Origin of the sequence: Clostridium sp. UBA7503, assembly GCF_002477055.1 — a bacterium.
GTDB lineage: Bacteria > Bacillota > Clostridia > Clostridiales > Clostridiaceae > Clostridium_J > Clostridium_J sulfidigenes.
Window position 1 is genome coordinate 67,645 of the sequence record NZ_DLNT01000018.1, and the last position, 18,822, is coordinate 86,466.

Here is an 18,822-nt window from a genome sequence, read left to right on the forward strand (position 1 = left end):
AAAAAACCTTGGTTTTTTTCATGGAAACAGTAGCAAATAACTTATTGTGAAATATTCTGGTAATATAGTAATTTTGGAGGCACAGGTAATGGGCTATGAACCATATAACTGTATAGATTGTGGAAGTGAATACTGTCCATGTCATTTAGCTGAGTCAGGAAATTGCATTCTTTGTTCTCACCTAGATGGCAAAGACTTTTGTGATTGCGTAAATTGGAATGGAGTATGTATATATCAGGAATTTATGCAAAACAATTTTAAGGCAAAGGAAGGAAGGAAACATCAAAGATTTCAAATTATAGATAAAGAACTAATAAATGAAAAGCTTATGATATTAAAGATTAAAGTTACTCAAAAACTAGCTAGCGAATTAGTTGGTCCTGGTTCCTTTGTATTTATTAGAAAAGAGGATTGTGAACAAGCCTTTGATACTCCGATTTGTGTTATGGATAGTGATACGGGAAATGATGTTATTACCTTGGCTATTGAATTAAAGGGACTTAAAACAAACATACTTAAAGATGTAAATATTAATGAATATGTTTTAATTAAAGGTCCTTTTTGGAATGGAATTTTAGGACTTGATTCAGTGAATACCATTAAAAGAAATCATTGTGTTTTAGTATGTAGAGGTATAGGTCAAGCACCTATGGTACCTGTTATGGAGAAATTATATAATAATGAAAACACAATTACAGTAATTCTTGATGAAGGAACGTTAGATACAATATTTATAGAAAAGGAATTGAAAAAATATGCTACAGAAATAATTAAAACCAATACATTGCTTATGGGTGGAATTCTTGATTGTAAGTGTAGAAAGATTTTAGAAGGAATTTTAACTAAGGGTAATATTGCTTTAGTGCATTGTGACAGTGCAGATGTGCTTAGTCATCAAATCATGAAAATAGTAGAAGCTTATGATAAGAATATTGAATTCTCTTGTTCCAATAATGCAAAAATGTGTTGTGGGGAAGGGGTTTGTGGTTGCTGTACAATTATGAATGATGATGAAAAATTGAGAAGATTGTGTAAGATGCAAACCAGTCCTAAATATATATTTGAAGGGAGAAGATTGTATTGAAGATAGTTATAATAGGGGGAGGCTGGTCTGGTTGTGCAGCTGCAATTTCTGCACGTAAAGCCGGAGCTGAAGTTGAAATATTTGAAAAAACAGATTTATTACTAGGACTTGGAAATGTTGGCGGGATTATGAGGAATAATGGAAGATATACTGCAGCAGAGGAGCTTATAGCTCTAGGAGCTGGAGATTTAATCAACATAACTGATGCTAATACACTCCACAAAAATATAGGTTTTCCAGGGCATGAGCATGCATGGCTTTATAATGTAAATAGAATAGAGCCAGCAGTAAGAAGACACATTGAAAGAATGGGAATAAAAATTAGATTTGTAAACCGTGTAGTAGATGTAAATATGGAAGGGATTAATATAAAGGGAATTTATCTTAGTAATGGTGAATATATAGAAGCAGATGCCTTTGTAGAAACTACTGGTTCTACAGGACCTATGGGAAATTGTTTACGCTATGGAAATGGTTGTTCTATGTGTATCTTAAGATGCCCAGCCTTTGGACCAAGAGTAAGTATTAGTTATAGAGCAGGTATAGAGGATATAAAAGGTGAAAGACAGGAAGATGTATTTGGTGCTTTCAGTGGATCATGCAAGTTGGAGAAGGATAGTTTATCAGAGAAAATAGTAAGACAGTTAGATGAAACAGGAGTAGTAGTATTAAAGGTTCCAACAGAAGATATAAATACGGATAAGTTAAAGCAAAAGGTTTGTCAGCAATATGCGCTAAAGGAATTTGCCGAAAATATAGTGCTTTTAGATACTGGTCATGCTAAGTTAATGACTTCTTATTATCCCTTAGATAAACTTAGAAAAATTGAAGGTCTTGAAGAGGCAAAATTTGTAGATCCATATGCAGGTGGTAAAGGAAACTCCATTAGATATTTATCAGTTGCACCAAGAAGTAATCAAATGAAAGTTGTAGGACTTGATAATTTATTCTGTGCTGGAGAAAAAAGCGGACTTTTTGTAGGACATACGGAAGCCATAACAACTGGTTCATTAGCAGGACATAATACTGTTAGAAATGAGCTTGGAATGCCACTTTTAACCCTTCCAAGAAATTTAGCTACTGGAGACATTATAGCTTATGCTAATGAAAAGGTTCAAACTACAGAAGGTAGAAGAAATAGATATACCTTTGCAGGAGCCGAGTACTTTAAGAGAATGAAGGATAATGGACTTTATATTTTAGAGTCAGAAGAAATTCAAAAAAAGGTGAGGAAGTTAGAGTTAGATAATATTTTCAATCAAAAATTAGTATAGAATACATGAAATTTAGAATATAAATCTATTTAACAGAAACCATCAAGATATGAGATTAAATATATCTTGATGGTTTTATTAATAAACTATTAATAATTCATTTATATAAAAATTTATGTTTTAAAAATTTTATATCTATATTTTCGCATTTAGCAATAGTGTTTATGGATAAACCTTCATAATTAAGTAGTATTGATTTATCAATCAATAGCTCAGCTGCAAATTGATCAGCTTGCATTTCATATTTACCTTTAACTTGAGTAGTTTTACTTTCTAGAAAAAGTATATTTAAATTACTATGCAATATAGCGTGGCCAAGTTCATGAGCACAAGTAAATAACATATCAATTTCACTTAATCTAATATTTAAGTGAATTATTTTATTTTTTGGAGCATATTGATAAAATCCATGAATAGACCCTAAATCTTCGTACATAACATTTATTCCAAGAGCATCACATAATTCTCGAGGATCATTAGTTTTATATTTTTTTACTAAGTTATTTACTAAATTTGAAATTTCCAAAATTATATTCCCCCCAAAACATCATTAAATTTTACGAAATAAAGTTTAAAATTATTTTTTATATTTTTTAGGGGTATATTTTATCTTATTCATTTTCTTAGCATACTCAATTCCATTTTGAATAGCAGATTTTAATAGTTCCCAGTCTTCATCATTAATAGGATTACCCGAAAGCATAAGTCCTTCTTGATTTTCTAAAGACTCCAAGGTACTGTTAAAAATTTTTTCAATATCTTTTTTATCTTTGGGATTTAATTCTAAATCATCAAAAGTTGATTTTTTAGGTGATGATATATCACTTCTACCAAGTAAGTAGTCTACAGATACAGAAAAAAAATCGGCAATTCTTTGAAGCAATTCATTTTCCGGTATTGCTTTATCATTCTCATATTTAGAAATTGAGCTATTATCTATTAAAAGGATATCTGCTAATGATTTTTGTGTTAATCCATGTTTTTTTCGAAGTTCTTTTAACCTAATACCCAGTGTATTCATATATTTACACCTCCTATAATTATATTATAACCATATTTGAAGTAAAATCAACACAAGTTGAAATAAAATCAAAAAAAGTTCAATACGACTTGACAATTTGAATTTAATTCAATAAAATTAAAATATAAATATTGAATTAAATTCAAATATGGGGGGTTACATAAGAAATGAAGTATATTTAGATAAATAAATCAATAATAGTGAATCGTGTTATAAATGGAGTTTAGGCTGAAATATGTCTTTAACAAATGAAATATTATATTGAATTTAAATCAATATAATATTTCAAGAATAAATAATAAAAATTGAATTAAATTCAAGGGGGATAAATATGAATATGAATAAAAAAATTGAAACTATGCTTTATAACTTTAATCAAACGAAAGCAGAAATTAAAAATATAAAATTAGATATAGAGTTACTAGAAAATGAGTATGATGACGGAAGTGGTGTAAATTACGTGGAGAAGACAGGAAAAACTAATAAGATTACTTCAACAGTGGAAAATATGATAATAAGAAAAGAGGCTGAAATTAATAGATTAAATTATGCTATAAAAGTTAAAGAAGCTGAAATAAAAAAGATTGAAAATGCTCTAGAAATTCTTACAGATAGAGAAAGAAGTATTATTGAAATGAGATATTTTCAGAAGGAAAGCAATAGAAATATTTCAGCAAAGCTTTATATTACAGAAGAATATGTATCAGCAATAAAGTCAAAAGCTATCAAATCTCTTGCAAATATATTCTTTTTAAATTCTTTATAAATTCCTTTTAAACTCTCTTTATATAATTGGTTTAAAGAGGTGCTAGAATAATATCATCGCAGTGGTGATAAGTTATTAAAAGTTGAGTCTTAAGATAATGAATTAGTTTTTAATTTTAAAATAAGAATAATAAAGTTTAGATTACTAATTTATCACTATGAGTTATGGTTAAAAAGTTTTATTAACAAATAAGAAATGAAGCTAAAGGAAAGGGGTGATAATAATGCGGTGACTTTCATATTAAGATTTATAAATTCTTTGAAATACATTAGGATAATTTAAAAAGAAAGAATAGCCTCTAATTTAAAGTAAGTAAAAATATATATTTAAATTTAATTAGCTAAATAGGTGTAGATAAATTAATTCAATTTTAAAAACTAGTAACCAAAGCTCTTAAACTGTGACAATGATTTTAATAAATAGCTAATAGATATTGAAAATATATAAATCAGTAGAGGAGGTAGAAATGAATATAGTAGAAAGTATCAAAGAATATATAGGAACCTGTCCTTATCTAGCAAATATTAATGATGGTATTAATATTAATTACTTAGGTGAAAATACAGTATCCTATATGATAGAAGAACTTCCTAGAGAACAAATTTTAAAAAAGTATATTGATGGAACTAGTCTTAGACAATACTGTTTCATGTTTGTTAGTAGGGAAGTATGCGGACAAGATGTAGTACAAAATATAGCTAATAGTAAATTCTATGAAAACTTTGCTAAGTGGCTGGAACTTCAATCAGAGCTTAATAATCTACCAGTATTAGATAATGGGAGAGTGGCACAAAAAATAGAAGCATTAACAAGTGGTTATGTTTTCGAAAAAAATCTAGATAAAGCACAATATAAAATAGAATGTAGATTGGTATATTACCAAGAAGGAGGAAAAAATAATGAGTAGAGAATCAATACAAAGACATCAAATAGCAGATTATATAAATATAGGTGAATCAACAGGTGTAGAAAAATATGAATTAATGGGAGCTGGATTTAATACATTAGATGAAAATCCAGCAGCTCAACTTGATACTAAAGTTTATATTAACGATAAATCATCTTCAACTACAATTAAGTCATACCAAACACAATTCCCATTCACATCAGATTTAATTAAAAGTGAAGGGGCAGTAATGGCATTATATAATGTTGGAAGAAATCATCTTACAGGGGCAGATGCACAATTTGACTATGTTAAAGTTGAACTATTTCAACCAATAGAAGGAAGTGAGAATACTTATAAGGCTAGAAAATTTATAGTAAGTTGTGAAGTTGCTGGATTAGCTGGAGCAGGCGGAGAAACTATTGTAGTATCAGGAAACTTAAATGCAGTAGGAGATTTTATAGAAGGTACATTCAATACTGCAACAAAAACATTTACTGCAATTTAGTAGGAGGAATATTTAATGAATATTAATGGAATTGAGCTAGAATTAGATATATTTGATGCCGATGTTGCAGAAAAATATGATAAAGCAATAAAAAAAGTAATGAATATAGAAGAAGAAACAAAGGGTATGTCAATTGGAGAAGGGATAAGAACTCAGTGCAAAGCCATCTTTAATGTTTTTGATGAACTTTTTGGACAAGGTACTCATGAAAGAGTATTTGGAGATAAAGTTAACTTACTCGAATGTTTAAAGGCTTTTGAGATTCTAATAACAGGCATAAATGAGAAAAATAAAGAAATTGAACTCATTGCTAATAAGTATTCTTCTAATAGAGTTCAAAGGCGTTCTAAAAAATAATGAATATTTTAATTGATGTTTTACCTCGAAAAGTTGAAATAGATAATAGAGAATATAAGATTAATTACGATTTTCGTACATCCATTTTGTTTGAGATAATGATGCAGGATGATGAGCTTGATGATAAAGAAAAGATATATAATGCTCTTCTTCTATATTATCCAGTAATACCAGATAATTTAGAAGAAGCGATTAAACAAATCCTTTGGTTTTATAGAGGTGGAAAAGATATTGGCGAAAGAACTAGCTCAGGAAATAGTAGAGTATCTATGGGAAAGGATACAAGAGCATATTGCTTTGATTATGATGATGACTATATATACTCTGCTTTTTTCGCTCAATATGGTATAGATCTTCAGGATATAGAATACTTTCATTGGTGGAAATTTAGAGCTATGTTTAGAGCTCTAAAGGAAGACAATGAAATAGTAAAAATTATGGGATACAGATCTATGACTATAAATACCAATATGAGCAAAGAACAAAAGGATTTTTATAGTAATATGAAGAGGATTCATGCTATTCCAATGAGTAAATCTAAGAAACAAAAGATTACAGAAATTGAAAATGCTCTTATGGAAAATGGAGACTTAAGGGGGATACTTTAATTTTAGTATTCTAACTATAAAAACTAATAAAAAGTGCTTATAAAACTAGGCACTTTTTATTAGTAAAGGTAGGTGATTTGCATAGTAAAAGTAAAATGTCCATTTTGCAATAAATTGTTAATTAAAGCTGATTACATCAAAGGAGAAATAAAATGTAGTAGATGTAAGAGGTTAATAAATATAAAAATAGAAAAGCCAGAGCTTAGAGCCACACCATAGAGTAGTGAGCCATAGCCTGCTTTATAAAAGGCAGGTGATATTATGTCAAATACAAGTATAAACGAAGAGATAAATGCAACATTAAAAAGTATATTAGAAAATTTAGAATCAGAAGGTGAAAAAACTAAAGAGAAAAGTACAAAAATTATTTCTAAATTAGTTACTGCAGCAGGAAAAGAAATAATTAAGGCTAACTCTGTTGCTATAGGTAAAATTGGACAAGGGTTAAATAAAGGGCTTTCTAAGATAAGTTTCTTTGAGTCGATAGCGAAAACTTTTGAAGAAAAAGTAGGAGGACTTTCAGAAAAAATAAGAAGAATCTTTAATACACTAAAAACCGATATTAAACTTTCAGCAATGATAGTGACAGACTCAATAAAAGAAACAAGATGGTTAAAAATGGCATCTTCAACTATAGATTATGGTAGAAAAGCTTTTGAAAGAATTGGTTCTGATGTTGGAATATCAGGAAAGGGAGCATTTGGGAAGATAGCTAATACTGTTGGTAAAGCCGGAGTAGATGCATTTAAAAGTATATCATCAAAAATTGGTAAGGCTACATCAGCTGCTTTTAGTGGGACTATTAAAGCTATTGGAAAAGTTGGCTCTTATGGAATTAAAGCTGGAAAAGAGTTTGCACAAGGGGTATCTAAAATAGCAGATTTTAGTAAAAATGCAGGAAAAGAAATAGAAGACTTAAATGCGTCAGCAGCAACCATGGAAGATGGATTAGGCCGTGGAGTTACAATATTTAAAAGCTCACTAATGAGTCTTGGAAAAGATATGAGTGATAGCGTAGATGCCCCGTTAAAAGAAATAACAGATTCAGCAACGGATATGATAGGACAATTATCTTCAGCATTTAATGAAGGTGGATTTAAAGGACTTGCAAGTAGTGTTGGAGACGTATTTACCCAGGCAATTACAGGAATAGCTGACAAGGCTCCTGAATTCATGGAAGTAGCAGTTTCAATTATAGAATCATTAATAACTGGATTTCAAGAAAATATGCCAGCAATAGCTGAATCATCAATACAAATAATAATACAATTAGCTGAAGGTATTATTTCTATGTTACCTAATATATTTGAGCTAGGAATTACTTTAATATCTGAATTGTTATTAGGATTAGTAGGAGCTATTCCACAGTTAATAACTTTAGTACAAGAATCTATTATAAGTATTATGACATTGATAACAGAAAATTTACCATTAATTATAGAAAGTGGATTTCAAATTGTTTTAGCACTTATGAATGGAATAGCAGCAATGTTACCAGAGTTAATACCACTAGTAATGCAAGCCATAACAACTATTATTACATCTATAGGAGAAAATTTACCACTTATAATTCAGAGTGGTATAGATATTCTTGTGGCACTCATTAATGGAATAGCAGCAATGTTACCAGAGTTAATTCCAATGGCTGTACAAGCATTATTAAATATAGTAAATACCATCATAACAAATCTTCCACAAGTTATAGATGCAGCTATTAAAATAATAATGGCTTTAATACAAGGAATAATTGGAGCATTACCTCAATTAATTATGGAAATACCAAAGATAATAAATGGAATAGTATTATCAGTTATAAATAATTTGCCAGCAATTATAAGTGCGGCAATTCAAATAATAATGGCTCTAATACAGGGACTCATTATAGCAATTCCTACGTTAATAGGTAATATACCCACTATAATAGCTGCAATTATAGGAGCTTTTGCTCAAGCTGATTGGAAACAAATTGGTACAAACTGTTTGGAGGGTTTAAAAAATGGTCTTATAGCAGGGGTTAGTGCAGTAGTTGATACAGTAAGAAATGTAGCCAGTAGTATAGCAAATGGATTTAAAGACTTTTTTGGAATTCACTCACCATCAACTCTATTTAGAGATATGATAGGTAAAAACCTTATTAAAGGTATTGGTGTAGGTATTGATGTAGAAACTCCAAATCTTGAAAAAGAAGTAGGGGGCAATTTACAAGATCTAACAAGAAAAATGAAAGCTACAATTGATTTTGAAACTACTAAAGTTTCCGGCAATATGGCAATGAACTCTAGTTATAGAGCTGCTATGGAAACACCATATTCCATAGTAAATAATAATGATAACGGTGTTAATGAGATTATTAATATATATCAACCAGTAAAATCACCATCTGAAGTTGCGAGAGCAATAAAAATACAAAGAAAGGAGCTTGCATTTGGATAAGTATATAGATATTAAATTAGAATGTAATGGCAAGATTTTAGAGATTGGTAAGGATAAATTATACAAATTAATAAATATAGAAGGAATCTCTAGCTCAGAATATAGTGTAGATATTGTAAATAATGCACAATTTGATGGTGGCACTGTTAAAAGTAAAAGAGTAGAATCAAGACTTATAACTATTACAGCAGAATATCCATCAACAGAGGATACAGAAACTAGAAGACAAAACCTAATTAGATTTTTTAATCCTTATTTGACTGGAAAGTTGTATGTAAACTACTCTGGAGTTAAGAGGGTAATTAATTATGAGGTAGCAGGTTTTAAAGATAGTAGAGAGAATTTATATGATCCACTTAAATTTATTATTAATTTGATATGTCCTAATCCATTTTTTAAAGATGAGAGAGAGTTTAGTAAAAATATGGCTGGTAAAATTAATAGTATTACTGTACCTTTCACTATTCCAGCAAGGGGTATGATTATGTCGGCTAAAGTATTGAGACAAGAGGCTACAATAATTAATAATGGAGATAAAGATACAGGGTTAATTATCTCATTTATGGCAAAGGGTGAGGTGAGCAATCCAAAGATAGAAAACTTAACTACAGGAAAATTTTTAAGGATAGTAGTGGACTTGATGCCTGGTGATATTCTCACAATTAATACGAATAAAGGTACTAAGAGGATAGAACTAAATGGGAAAAATATTTCTCAAAAAATGGATCGTTCTAGCTCTTTTATTGACATGCAGGTAGGAGAAAATATATTAAAATATAGTGCTGATAAAGGATATACAAATCTTAATGTTTATCCAAAGTGGACAGCTGAATTCTTTGGGGTGTAGGATATGGTAGAACTAATTATACTAAATAACAAATTTGAACCAATAGGATTTATAGATGGTTTCACATCTCTTATATGGACTAGAAGATATTACAATGTTGGGGAGTATGAGTTATATATAGATTCAAAATATTTTCAGCTATTAAGAAGGGGAGAGTATATTTATAGTTCTAGCTTTAGAGAAGTTGGAATTATAGAAACTTATTCTTATATAAATGAAGATAGTCAATGCACTATTAAAGGTAGATTTATAGAGGCTTTACTTAGTTACAGAGTTATAGATAAAATACAAAATTTGAATGGAACAGTAGAAAATATAGTTAGAAATCTTGTAAATAACTTTGCAATTGCTAATAAACCCATAAATAATCTTAAATTAGGTAATGTTAATGGAGTAGGCACAGGCATTGCATTGCAAGTAGGGTATGAAAATCTATGCGAAAAAATATATGATATTACAAGTACTCAAGAGTCATCTATAAGAGTTAAATATAACTATGAGGAGAATAAGATGTACTTTGAAGTGTGGCAAGGAATAGATAGAACTGAAAATCAAAGTTTAAATTCAATTGTTGTATTTAGTGATGAATATGAGAATATCTCTACATCTACCTACGAGTATAACCATAAAGAGTATAAAAACTTTGCTTATGTAGTTGGTGAAGGAGAGGGCGGTATTAAAGTAATTACTGCTATAGATTTAACCAATGGTAATGAGCGTAGAGAGATTTTCCTTGAAGTCAGAGATAAACAAGATGAATTGACACTAGAGGAGTATAAAAAAGTGTTATATCAAAAGGGGATTGAAAAACTATATGAATATGGAATTGTTGAAAATGTTAATACCACAGTCAATTCTATATCTAATCTTAAATATAAAGTAGATTATGATTTAGGTGATTTATGTAGTTATATAGATAATGAATTAGGTATAGTAGTTAATCAGCGAATAACTGAAATAACTGAAGTGTATGAAAATAATAAGCACGATATTTCTATAGTATTTGGTAAAGAAGAAAAAACAATAATGCAAAAATTAAATAGAGAGGTGAAATAAAATGTCAATTATAAGTGGAATATTTCCTAGCGAAATTGTAGATATAGACGAAAGTGGGCTTCCTATTTATGATAGGGCTGTGGATGAAGAATATTTTGCAAAATATCATAGTGAATTTTTAAGTAATGGGGTATATGCCAATCCATCAAATAATTTTCAGGTAATGGTTAATGACTTGATGAAATTGAAAGTAAAAGCAGGTAGCTGTTTTATAAACGGTTATTATGCTTATGATAATTTTGATGGAGAAATAATTCTTGAGCCAGCAAGCTCAGATTTAAATAGAATAGATAGAATTGTAACAAGGTTAGATAGGATAAATAGAAAAATATCTATAGAAGTAAAAAAGGGTGCTTATGGAACTACTTCTTATTCAGCACCTGATTTACAAAGGGATGATGATATATGGGAATTAGGACTTGCAGATGTATTAGTTAAAAAGGGGACAACTCAAATAGTACAAGCAAATATAACAGACTTGAGACCTATACAAGAATATTGTGGTTATGTATATAATCCAATGCAAAATATAGATACTACGGATTTATTTGCTCAATATAATAACTCCTTTGAAGTATGGTTTCAACATGTTAAAGATCAGTTAAGTACTGATGCAGCTGGAAATTTGCAGAAACAGATTGATACACACACTTCAAAATTGGAAGATTTTATAAATTTTTTTAACAATGGTGGAAAGATAGGTAATCTTACTCTGTACACTGATGAAGCAGGGTTCCAAACAATTCAAGGTACCGGAACACATATGAAACTTTGTTCTGACGGAGGTGGCAGTTTAGCATCTTGTCAGATTGTAATTGGAAATGATAGTGGGCAAAGATTAATTAGACCAATCACATCTCAGGCAAATCAGATTAACATAGGAAGTGAAACTTATCCGTTTAGAGATGTGTTTTTAAATGGTATTGGTTCAATGAAAAACAGTATCGTTTCACTTCAGAACAAAACTGTAAGAATATCTTCAAGAGTAATCAATACGGTTGGAACACAAGGTTTTGATTTGGGATTTAAGCCAAAATTTTTAAGAATACATGCAACGCTAAAAAATAAACCTGATTATGATAGTGATGGAGTTTATAATGGTGTTGGTTACGCTACGTTATATCGTTACGGAAATGGAACTTTAGCTGGTAACAGTAATACTATGGGAATTATAATGTTACACTCAGGCAACACATACAATAGAGCAACGTGTAAATTTACGGATATAGGTTTTAATCTTATTTGGGAAGTCTATGGAGCATTGCCGGAAGATACAATATTGATGATTATTGAAGCATTAGGATAGGAGGATAAAAATGATAATTGCAATAGAAAAGTCTACTAATAAAATAATAGTTTCATCATCTTTTAGTAATATAGAAACAGAACTTCAAAATGCATTAAATTGTGGGTTTACAAGTGAAGAGGTTGAAGTCAGAGAAGTTACAGATGAAGAATATCAATTTATTTTAGAAAATCAGCCATCAGATACTACACCTCAACAACCTTCACTAGAGCAAAGAATGGAAGCTCTTGAAAAATTAATGATGGGAGTGATATAGATGAATCCTTTTTATAATTTTTTAAAAAATATGTGGATTATGAGAAAAGCTGATGAAGAGTATCTTCAAGCTAGAGTTGTTAAGAATCAAATAACCAAGGAAGAGTATAATGAAATAGTAGCAATAAAACAAGTTCAGCAACAATAGACTGATATTGTGAAATGATTTAATAGAAAAGAGATTAGATTTAATTCTAGTCTCTTTTACTTAGTGCGCCCAGCATGGGCGTAATCTTAAGGGTGAAAGTCCATAACATGACCTAGTAGTGGTAAGTGTATAGCTTAAGACAAGGGTGTCCACCGTGAGGTGGAATCTGAAGGAAGTCAGCGGCAAATCTCTGGTCTGACGAACAGAAACTACATATAAGGCAGTACCTATGGGTGAGGTTGATAATCAAACTAAAGCCCAATAACTACTCGAAAATAGGTAATGTAAATGTGGCAGATAGATGGAGAGAAAGATTATGTTCTTACCTGGGGAGGTCTTAGATATACATTGTAGAAATGAATTTTGAAGCAATAACCTATGTAGTGATACATAGCTGAAGTCTGAGAAGTCAGCAGAGGTCATAGTACTCTCGCTAATCGCGAAAGCGAGTGGAAGCACTGAACGATAGGAGGTTTTGAAACTTTGAAGAACACAAAGAAATGTGATGAAAGCAGACAACTTCATAGAGAAGGTTACCTACGGAAGGATAGAGTGGAACTCGAAGAGTATGTAGGAGCACCTAGCATTTCATTGACGTTAGAAAAGCGACAAGACGCCAAAATTAAATACTCCAATGGATTGCTAGAGAAGATTATAGATAGAAACAATCTAAATCAAGCCTTTAAAAGAGTTAAAGCTAATAAAGGAAGTCATGGTATTGATGGTATGAAAGTAGATGAACTTCTACAATACTTAAAAGAAAATGGCGATAGCCTCAGGCAATCTATATTGGACGGTAGCTATAAACCAAATCCAGTTAGACGTGCAGAAATCCCAAAACAAAATGGAAAGAAGCGTCCACTGGGAATTCCAACGGCAGTTGACCGAAGGATACAACAAGCCATTGCTCAAGTGCTTATCCCAATATTTGAAGAGAAGTTTTCTGAGAATAGTTATGGATTTAGACCAAATAGAAGCGCTCATCAAGCAGTTCTAAAATGTAAACAGTACATGGATAATGGATATAAGTGGGATGTTGATATAGATTTAGAGAAATACTTTGATACTGTAAACCATGATAAGCTAATAGGATTAGTTTATAAAGAGGTTAAAGATATTAGGGTAATTTTTCTAATAAGAAAATATCTACAAGCAGGTGTGATGATGAACGGAGCAGTAAATACTACGGAGAAAGGCATACCTCAAGGAGGTAATTTATCTCCATTGCTTAGCAATATCATATTAAATGAACTTGATAAAGAACTAGCAAAACGAGGATTAAATTTCTGTAGATATGCTGATGATTGTAATATATATGTTAAATCAAAGAGGGCGCAGAAAGAGTAATGTATAGTATCACAAAGTTCATAGAAGAAGATTTAAAACTCAAAGTGAATAAGGACAAAAGTAAGGTCGATAGACCGTGGAAGTTAAAGTATTTAGGATTCTCATTTTATAACAAGAAAAATGAGATGGGAATAAGAGTACACAGTAAATCCATTGAAAAATTAAAAGCTACGCTTAAGAAAATTACTGGGCGAAGCAATGCAATGAGCATGGAATATCGTGCAGTAAAATTAAGACAAATAATAATTGGTTGGATTAATTACTTTAAGTTAGCAGATTTAAAAGGTACGTTAAGAGAGTTAGATAAATGGCTAAGACGAAGGCTACGCCTATGCTATTGGAAGCAGTGGAAGAAAATTAAAACAAAACATGATAATCTAGTTAAATTAGGATTAGATAGCTTCAAAGCGTGGGGATATGCAAACACAAGAAAAGGCTATTGGAGAATCTCCAACAGCTCTGTTTTAGCAATAATATTATCTAACAACTAGCTAAAAGAACAAGGGTTTATAACATTAACTGAAAGTTATTTAATATGTAGGTAATTCTATTGAACCGCCGTGTACCGAACGGTACGCATGGTGGTGTGAGAGGACGGAAAATAAAGTATATAAGTATAGTTAAAAGATATATATAATTGAAGCAAAAATTATATAAAGATTATATTAGTAGGCATAGGAATTAGAATAATATGGCTATTAGGAACATTAAATATTGTAAGAATTATTCTAGATTAGGAATATGAGTTTATATTACAAGAAAGTGTAAGGTGATGTTGTATTTAAAGGTGTTGTTAGAAAAATCTGTTATATTTATAGTTAAAGTATTATTGGATAGACTTTTGAATGCTAGTGCAAGTATATCTACAGCTCTTGTATGCTATTTTTATTTAGATAATTGCGAGGGGAGTTACTTATATCACACAAAATAAAAGATGTAGTAGTAAAATATTTAAGTATGAATATATCAACAATAACACAAGAAGTATATAAATCAATTATATGTATAGAGTTTGTATATAAATAATAGAAATAATTATAGGTATAAGTTTTAAATTAGGAAGGTGAAATATGAATGATGAATTGATAAAACATAAATTAGAAGTACATGAGAAAAGAATTAATAATCATAGTGAGCGCATTGATGAACTTGAAAGAGGAAGAGCTGCTACAGATGTTAAGATGGATAATCTCTGCGAAAAGCTTGAAGCACAGACAAAGAGTATAAATTGGTTAATAGGACTTATGGCTACAAGTTTGCTAGGGTTCTTTTTTTATGCAATTCAAACTAATTTATTTAAATAGGAAGGAGATATAATTATGGAGATTATTAATTACATTACAGAAAATGCTTTAATTTTAATACCAGTACTTTATATTATAGGTATGATTTTAAAAGGTACAGAAAGAATAAAAGATAAATATATACCATTAATACTATTACCTATAGGTATAGGTCTAGCTATAGCACTTATGGGCTTTGATATAAATGCTATAATTCAAGGTGTTCTAGTAGTAGGTGTTAGTGTTTATACAAATCAACTTATAAAACAAATTAATAAGTAGTTTACAGAGTGGGAGCAATCTCACTCTTTTATATCTAAGGAGGAATTGATTATGAAATTAAGAGGTATAGATGTATCGCACCACCAAGGGAACATAGACTGGAATAAAGTTAAAAGTCAAATAGATTATGCAATTTTAAGTATAGGATATGGTGATAACATAACAAGCCAGGATGACAGGCAATTCCATAGAAATGCTAAGGAATGTACAAGACTTGGAATACAATTTGGAGTTTATATTTATTCTTATGCAACATCAACAGTTCAAGCTAAGTGTGAGGCGGATCATGTATTAAGATTATTAAAAGGTTATAAATTAGATTATCCAGTTTATTATGATTTAGAAGATGCAAGAACTACAGGGAAGTGCTCTAATAAACTTATAGCAGATATGGCAGAGGTATTTTGCAATGCTATAGAAAAGGCTGGTTATTGGGCTGGGATTTATGCAAATACATCTTGGTTTAATAATAAACTAACAGATGCTAGGTTTAATAAGTGGGTTAAGTGGGTGGCTCAATATAATACAACTTGTAATTATAAAGGTAAACATGATATGTGGCAATATGCTAGTGATGGAAGAGTAAATGGTATTAGTGGGAATGTAGATATGAACTATTGCTATGTTAATTATCCTGGATTAATTAATCCTAAAGCGAATACATCTAAACCAACAAAACCAAAACCTAATACAGATAGCAAAGAAGAAAAGAAAATGGATTATATTATACAATATTCAAATGCAACAGACCAAGCTATAGCCGAGGTAATGGCAGATAGGTTAAACTGTCCAACAATAAACTGTTTAAGACCATATGCACATTACGGACAATATAAAACAGTTATTGCAGTAGGAGAAGCTAAGAATAAGAGTGGACATACAAATGTACTTATACAGGGTAAGAATAGAGAGGAAACATTAGATAAGGCTATAGATTATTGTAAGAAGTTAGGTAAATAATATTTAAGGCTAGTAGGGAGTAAAATATTTATTAGTCTTTTTATAAACACATAATTGAAAAGGGAACAAATGTTTGATAAAATGTATTTATAGGGGGTTATAAAATGTTGACTAAAAAGCAAAGGATAGTTCTTAATGCCATAAATGAATATGTACAGATGGAGAGTATTTCACCAACAGTTAGAGAGTTATGTGATATTGTAGGTATAACATCTACATCTACAGTTCATGCACATTTAAATAAGCTTGAAGAAAAGGGATATATAACAAGAAAAAGAGAATCTCCAAGGAGTATAAGAGTAGTAAAAAAATACAACATATAGAATTTTAATAGGATTGTATTTTATATGAGTAAAGATTAGGTTAATTATACTGAGACCTAGTCTTTTAAATATGAAATATAGATGTTAAGTTTATTAGAAATACTTTTATGCTCTCATTATTAGGATTGATACTAATTTCATACTTATGAATAGAAGAATAGCCTATGTCTGTATATTGAAGGTCTAGAAGAAGCAAAGTTTTAAAATTTATATGTAGCTGTTAAAAGAAACTCTATTAGATATTTATAAGTAGCACAAAGAAGTGATCAAATGAATGTTAACGGACTTTATAATTTATATAGGAAACTATTTAAATATTTAAATAGTTGTTTTATTCATGCGGGTTTGGAGGAATTAAGATTATAGGTGATATGATTAAAAGGGGTATATAAAGATGCGGTTTGATAGATTTTAACAAATATGATATAATAATTAAGAAAGAAAAATGAAATATGTAAGAAAGGTTAAAGAGGTAAGAACAGCAAATAATTTTAATAGATACAAGAAATTAATAGGGAAATTAGACAATTTAGAAGTAAGAATATGGTATAATAAACGTGATAAAAATATTATTAATGAAATAGATAAATCATTATCAATAAAAGAACAAGCAAAGCAAGCTCACTTTTTAAGAAATAAGTATAGAGCACAAGCTAGAAAGCTAATGGCAGATAGAATGTTGGCAGAAAAATTAAGTATTAATAATTCTAATCTACCTTTTGAGTATTATGAAAATAAATATTTAAATCAAGGATATAATGATAATGAACTCTATGAAAAGATAATAGCAGCATCTACAAGAACAAATAAAATGGTAAATGTAGCATTAGGAATTGCTTAGTGATTCTAAAAGTGCTACTATCATATTTTCAAGATGAATTTTTAAATTAGCTAAACTAAAAATGTTTTAATTATAAAATAAATTTATATAATTTACAATAGTGAAATTAAGGGCAGTAGACTAATGAAAGTCTTACTAGCCTTATTTTTATTTATTTTAAATTTAGTATAAAATCTATTATGGGAATAATAGGAAATATACAAAAGTATGTTAATCAAGCGGTGGGAGTTAGGTTATGTTTTTAATCCTAAATTTTATGAACAAGGATATGCAACAGAAGCGTGTAGGATAATATTAAAATATGGGTTTGAGGAGAAGAAATGTCATAGAATAGTGGCAGGGTAAATGTGAAGAATGAATCTTCATAGAAGCTTTTGGAGAGATTATATATGAGGAGAGAGGGACATATGCTTTAAGATATGTTTTTCTAGAGAACTCTAGATGGAGAACCTATATGGAATGATTCCTATAGATATGGGATACTTTATGAAGAATATAGATAAAAATAATTTATCTTTGTAAATAATGTATTATTTTCATGTTGATATTGATATATATAGTTTATAGAGAGAATATAGGAGATGAAAAAATGAAAAAAGTATTGTTGATTATAATGTGTTTAGGTATTGCCGTTACTTCCATGGTAGGATGCAATAAGTCTATTAAAAACTCTAACAAAGATGAAGGAAATACAACTCAAATTGAGGAGCAAGTAGAAGATAATAATGTAAACATAGATATAAGAGATACTGCAATACAAGTTCAAAGTTCACAAGTAGAAAGTGAAGAATTAAAAGGAGAAAAAGTATTTGCAGTAGGAGTTGTATCTTCAATAGATTCTTTAGGAGATAATATGGACAAAGCTAATTTCATAATCACACAAGATGAAGGAGAAGAGGCCAAGTCTTATGTAGTTACATGGGAATTAGGAAAACTTAATTTTAAAAGTTTAAAAATATCAGACGGAGATGTAGTTAGGATTTATGGGGTATTAGAAGGGGAAAATGAAAAAGGTATGCCAATAATTAAATCTTCTCTTATAGATTTAGCAATGTAGTGTATGTAAATAGCAAGAAATTAATTCTTGCTATTTTACAAAGCAAATAGATTTTAATATTAAGTATCTATTGTTACTAAATATTAATAAGTAAATAATTTGTTAATGTAATTTTTCCTTTTAATGAAGATATCTACATATAAGAAAAAAAGGTTCAATTTTCTGAAATTTATCATGAAA

Annotated in this window: 23 protein-coding genes and 1 pseudogene; 22 read left to right on the top strand and 2 right to left on the bottom strand. The window is 29.8% G+C overall.

The genetic code is table 11. The annotated features are described in order from the left end of the window. Window positions 1–88: 88 nt before the first annotated feature. Entirely contained in the window at window positions 89–1,084 is a 996-nt protein-coding gene (locus B3630_RS05085) for a sulfide/dihydroorotate dehydrogenase-like FAD/NAD-binding protein (protein WP_346896087.1), read from the top strand. Continuing rightward, window positions 1,081–2,358 (top strand): FAD-dependent oxidoreductase, encoded by a 1,278-nt coding sequence (locus tag B3630_RS05090; protein WP_346896089.1) that lies wholly within the window; start codon window positions 1,081–1,083, stop codon window positions 2,356–2,358. Before B3630_RS05085 ends, B3630_RS05090 begins: the two co-directional genes overlap by 4 nt. A 97-nt stretch (window positions 2,359–2,455) precedes the next feature. On the opposite strand, the gene B3630_RS05095 is transcribed toward B3630_RS05090, so the two are convergent. Then, the gene (locus B3630_RS05095; protein WP_346896091.1) at window positions 2,456–2,884 is read right to left on the bottom strand and encodes an ImmA/IrrE family metallo-endopeptidase; all 429 of its coding nucleotides are present in this window, start codon (window positions 2,882–2,884) and stop codon (window positions 2,456–2,458) included. A gap of 51 nt (window positions 2,885–2,935) precedes the next feature. Next, on the bottom strand, window positions 2,936–3,379 hold the full coding sequence (locus tag B3630_RS05100) for a helix-turn-helix domain-containing protein (protein ID WP_346847974.1): 444 nt from the start codon (window positions 3,377–3,379) through the stop codon (window positions 2,936–2,938). A gap of 331 nt (window positions 3,380–3,710) precedes the next feature. Between B3630_RS05100 and B3630_RS05105 the strand changes: the two genes are divergently transcribed. The 20 genes and pseudogenes from B3630_RS05105 (at window position 3,711) to B3630_RS05205 (ending at window position 18,642) form a co-directional block, all read left to right on the top strand. After that, window positions 3,711–4,145 (top strand): sigma factor-like helix-turn-helix DNA-binding protein, encoded by a 435-nt coding sequence (locus B3630_RS05105; protein ID WP_346896093.1) that lies wholly within the window; start codon window positions 3,711–3,713, stop codon window positions 4,143–4,145. A 466-nt stretch (window positions 4,146–4,611) separates the two neighbouring features. Continuing rightward, window positions 4,612–5,052: a chloramphenicol resistance protein gene (locus B3630_RS05110; protein ID WP_346896095.1), complete on the top strand. Its 441-nt coding sequence runs from the start codon at window positions 4,612–4,614 to the stop codon at window positions 5,050–5,052. Next, window positions 5,045–5,539, top strand: a complete 495-nt coding sequence (locus B3630_RS05115) for a hypothetical protein (RefSeq protein ID WP_346870780.1) — start codon at window positions 5,045–5,047, stop codon at window positions 5,537–5,539. Before B3630_RS05110 ends, B3630_RS05115 begins: the two co-directional genes overlap by 8 nt. 15 nt (window positions 5,540–5,554) lie before the next feature. Next, the gene (locus B3630_RS05120; RefSeq protein ID WP_346896097.1) at window positions 5,555–5,896 is read left to right on the top strand and encodes a DUF6673 family protein; all 342 of its coding nucleotides are present in this window, start codon (window positions 5,555–5,557) and stop codon (window positions 5,894–5,896) included. After that, a complete protein-coding gene (locus tag B3630_RS05125; protein ID WP_346896099.1) occupies window positions 5,896–6,504 on the top strand; it encodes a bacteriophage Gp15 family protein in 609 nt (202 codons plus the stop codon). Before B3630_RS05120 ends, B3630_RS05125 begins: the two co-directional genes overlap by 1 nt. A gap of 72 nt (window positions 6,505–6,576) precedes the next feature. Continuing rightward, on the top strand, window positions 6,577–6,723 hold the full coding sequence (locus B3630_RS05130; protein ID WP_346896101.1) for a Com family DNA-binding transcriptional regulator: 147 nt from the start codon (window positions 6,577–6,579) through the stop codon (window positions 6,721–6,723). A gap of 42 nt (window positions 6,724–6,765) precedes the next feature. Then, window positions 6,766–8,937, top strand: a complete 2,172-nt coding sequence (locus B3630_RS05135) for a hypothetical protein (RefSeq protein ID WP_346896103.1) — start codon at window positions 6,766–6,768, stop codon at window positions 8,935–8,937. Next, window positions 8,930–9,784, top strand: a complete 855-nt coding sequence (locus tag B3630_RS05140; RefSeq protein WP_346896105.1) for a phage distal tail protein — start codon at window positions 8,930–8,932, stop codon at window positions 9,782–9,784. Before B3630_RS05135 ends, B3630_RS05140 begins: the two co-directional genes overlap by 8 nt. A gap of 3 nt (window positions 9,785–9,787) precedes the next feature. Continuing rightward, complete coding sequence (locus B3630_RS05145; RefSeq protein WP_346896107.1) at window positions 9,788–10,840, top strand: siphovirus ReqiPepy6 Gp37-like family protein; 1,053 nt, start codon at window positions 9,788–9,790, stop codon at window positions 10,838–10,840. A gap of 1 nt (window position 10,841) precedes the next feature. Further along, the gene (locus tag B3630_RS05150) at window positions 10,842–12,146 is read left to right on the top strand and encodes a hypothetical protein (protein WP_346896109.1); all 1,305 of its coding nucleotides are present in this window, start codon (window positions 10,842–10,844) and stop codon (window positions 12,144–12,146) included. A 10-nt stretch (window positions 12,147–12,156) separates the two neighbouring features. Further along, complete coding sequence (locus tag B3630_RS05155) at window positions 12,157–12,402, top strand: hypothetical protein (RefSeq protein ID WP_346896111.1); 246 nt, start codon at window positions 12,157–12,159, stop codon at window positions 12,400–12,402. Continuing rightward, window positions 12,403–12,549 carry a hypothetical protein gene (locus B3630_RS05160; RefSeq protein ID WP_346896113.1) on the top strand — a complete coding sequence of 49 codons (147 nt, stop codon included), beginning with the start codon at window positions 12,403–12,405 and terminating at the stop codon, window positions 12,547–12,549. A 483-nt stretch (window positions 12,550–13,032) separates the two neighbouring features. Next, window positions 13,033–14,387, top strand: a pseudogene (gene ltrA, locus B3630_RS17450) (group II intron reverse transcriptase/maturase). A 579-nt stretch (window positions 14,388–14,966) separates the two neighbouring features. Beyond that, entirely contained in the window at window positions 14,967–15,200 is a 234-nt protein-coding gene (locus B3630_RS05175; protein WP_346896119.1) for a hemolysin XhlA family protein, read from the top strand. 15 nt (window positions 15,201–15,215) lie between these two features. Continuing rightward, entirely contained in the window at window positions 15,216–15,461 is a 246-nt protein-coding gene (locus B3630_RS05180; RefSeq protein ID WP_346896121.1) for a phage holin family protein, read from the top strand. 51 nt (window positions 15,462–15,512) lie between these two features. Next, entirely contained in the window at window positions 15,513–16,421 is a 909-nt protein-coding gene (locus B3630_RS05185) for a glycoside hydrolase family 25 protein (RefSeq protein WP_346896123.1), read from the top strand. 104 nt (window positions 16,422–16,525) lie between these two features. Next, window positions 16,526–16,744 (top strand): LexA family protein, encoded by a 219-nt coding sequence (locus B3630_RS05190; RefSeq protein WP_346896125.1) that lies wholly within the window; start codon window positions 16,526–16,528, stop codon window positions 16,742–16,744. Between the two features lie 445 nt (window positions 16,745–17,189). Continuing rightward, on the top strand, window positions 17,190–17,585 hold the full coding sequence (locus B3630_RS05195; protein ID WP_346869660.1) for a hypothetical protein: 396 nt from the start codon (window positions 17,190–17,192) through the stop codon (window positions 17,583–17,585). 207 nt (window positions 17,586–17,792) lie between these two features. Beyond that, complete coding sequence (locus B3630_RS05200; RefSeq protein WP_346896127.1) at window positions 17,793–17,930, top strand: GNAT family N-acetyltransferase; 138 nt, start codon at window positions 17,793–17,795, stop codon at window positions 17,928–17,930. 244 nt (window positions 17,931–18,174) lie between these two features. Continuing rightward, window positions 18,175–18,642, top strand: coding sequence for a hypothetical protein (locus B3630_RS05205; RefSeq protein ID WP_346896129.1), 468 nt, complete (start codon window positions 18,175–18,177; stop codon window positions 18,640–18,642). Window positions 18,643–18,822: the final 180 nt, after the last annotated feature.

What these genes read in the sequence shown, in the direction of transcription:
- B3630_RS05085 (WP_346896087.1), top strand. Translation starts at nt 89, where the DNA reads ATGGGCTATGAACCATATAACTGTATAGATTGTGGAAGTGAATACTGT.
- B3630_RS05100 (WP_346847974.1), bottom strand. Translation starts at nt 3,379, where the DNA reads ATGAATACACTGGGTATTAGGTTAAAAGAACTTCGAAAAAAACATGGA.
- B3630_RS05105 (WP_346896093.1), top strand. Translation starts at nt 3,711, where the DNA reads ATGAATATGAATAAAAAAATTGAAACTATGCTTTATAACTTTAATCAA.
- B3630_RS05110 (WP_346896095.1), top strand. Translation starts at nt 4,612, where the DNA reads ATGAATATAGTAGAAAGTATCAAAGAATATATAGGAACCTGTCCTTAT.
- B3630_RS05115 (WP_346870780.1), top strand. Translation starts at nt 5,045, where the DNA reads ATGAGTAGAGAATCAATACAAAGACATCAAATAGCAGATTATATAAAT.
- B3630_RS05120 (WP_346896097.1), top strand. Translation starts at nt 5,555, where the DNA reads ATGAATATTAATGGAATTGAGCTAGAATTAGATATATTTGATGCCGAT.
- B3630_RS05125 (WP_346896099.1), top strand. Translation starts at nt 5,896, where the DNA reads ATGAATATTTTAATTGATGTTTTACCTCGAAAAGTTGAAATAGATAAT.
- B3630_RS05135 (WP_346896103.1), top strand. Translation starts at nt 6,766, where the DNA reads ATGTCAAATACAAGTATAAACGAAGAGATAAATGCAACATTAAAAAGT.
- B3630_RS05145 (WP_346896107.1), top strand. Translation starts at nt 9,788, where the DNA reads ATGGTAGAACTAATTATACTAAATAACAAATTTGAACCAATAGGATTT.
- B3630_RS05150 (WP_346896109.1), top strand. Translation starts at nt 10,842, where the DNA reads ATGTCAATTATAAGTGGAATATTTCCTAGCGAAATTGTAGATATAGAC.
- B3630_RS05155 (WP_346896111.1), top strand. Translation starts at nt 12,157, where the DNA reads ATGATAATTGCAATAGAAAAGTCTACTAATAAAATAATAGTTTCATCA.
- B3630_RS05160 (WP_346896113.1), top strand. Translation starts at nt 12,403, where the DNA reads ATGAATCCTTTTTATAATTTTTTAAAAAATATGTGGATTATGAGAAAA.
- B3630_RS05175 (WP_346896119.1), top strand. Translation starts at nt 14,967, where the DNA reads ATGAATGATGAATTGATAAAACATAAATTAGAAGTACATGAGAAAAGA.
- B3630_RS05180 (WP_346896121.1), top strand. Translation starts at nt 15,216, where the DNA reads ATGGAGATTATTAATTACATTACAGAAAATGCTTTAATTTTAATACCA.
- B3630_RS05185 (WP_346896123.1), top strand. Translation starts at nt 15,513, where the DNA reads ATGAAATTAAGAGGTATAGATGTATCGCACCACCAAGGGAACATAGAC.
- B3630_RS05190 (WP_346896125.1), top strand. Translation starts at nt 16,526, where the DNA reads ATGTTGACTAAAAAGCAAAGGATAGTTCTTAATGCCATAAATGAATAT.
- B3630_RS05195 (WP_346869660.1), top strand. Translation starts at nt 17,190, where the DNA reads ATGAAATATGTAAGAAAGGTTAAAGAGGTAAGAACAGCAAATAATTTT.
- B3630_RS05200 (WP_346896127.1), top strand. Translation starts at nt 17,793, where the DNA reads ATGTTAATCAAGCGGTGGGAGTTAGGTTATGTTTTTAATCCTAAATTT.
- B3630_RS05205 (WP_346896129.1), top strand. Translation starts at nt 18,175, where the DNA reads ATGAAAAAAGTATTGTTGATTATAATGTGTTTAGGTATTGCCGTTACT.